Origin of the sequence: Aquimarina agarivorans, from assembly GCF_000218485.1 — a bacterium.
Lineage (GTDB): Bacteria > Bacteroidota > Bacteroidia > Flavobacteriales > Flavobacteriaceae > Aquimarina > Aquimarina agarivorans.
In genome coordinates, this window is record NZ_AFPB01000074.1 from 1 (window position 1) to 531 (window position 531).

Sequence of the window (531 nt, forward strand, 5' to 3'; positions counted from 1 at the left end):
GGTCCTGACCTTTTATTGGCGTTTTCCGTGACGGTTGCATGAAGGTTCTCCTCATCCTTCCCTGCTCGTTGGAACGGATAAAGGCTTGACGGTTTTAATTACTATCATAATATTAAGTGTGTAATATAAATAGCCGCTGTCAGCGGTCAGGCCTTTTTCCAGCGAGAACCCACATGAACGAACAGATTGGCAATGGCGTCGCCCTGGTCACCGGCGCCTCTTCCGGAATCGGCGCGACCTACGCCGAGCACTTGGCCCGCCGTGGCCACGACCTGTTGCTGGTGGCGCGCGACCGGCAACGCCTGGAAGCCCTGGCGGATCGACTTCGCCAAGCCCACGGGGTCAGGGTGGAGATCCTGCGCGCCGACCTGTCCGAGCGCGACGATAGGTTGCGGGTCGAGCGACGGTTGCGCGATGACGCCTCGATCGCGTTGCTGGTGAACAACGCCGGCGTGGCGATGAACGGTCCGCTGGCCGATGCCGACATGGATCGGGCGGAGCGGATGATCGCCCTCAACGTAGTGGCCCTGA

General features: G+C 60.5%; 1 protein-coding gene. It reads left to right on the forward strand.

All coding sequences use genetic code 11. From position 1 onward, the window contains the following. Positions 1–173: 173 nt before the first annotated feature. On the forward strand, positions 174–531 hold a 358-nt coding region (locus tag GMC_RS23400; RefSeq protein WP_138940552.1), incomplete at its 3' end, for an SDR family NAD(P)-dependent oxidoreductase.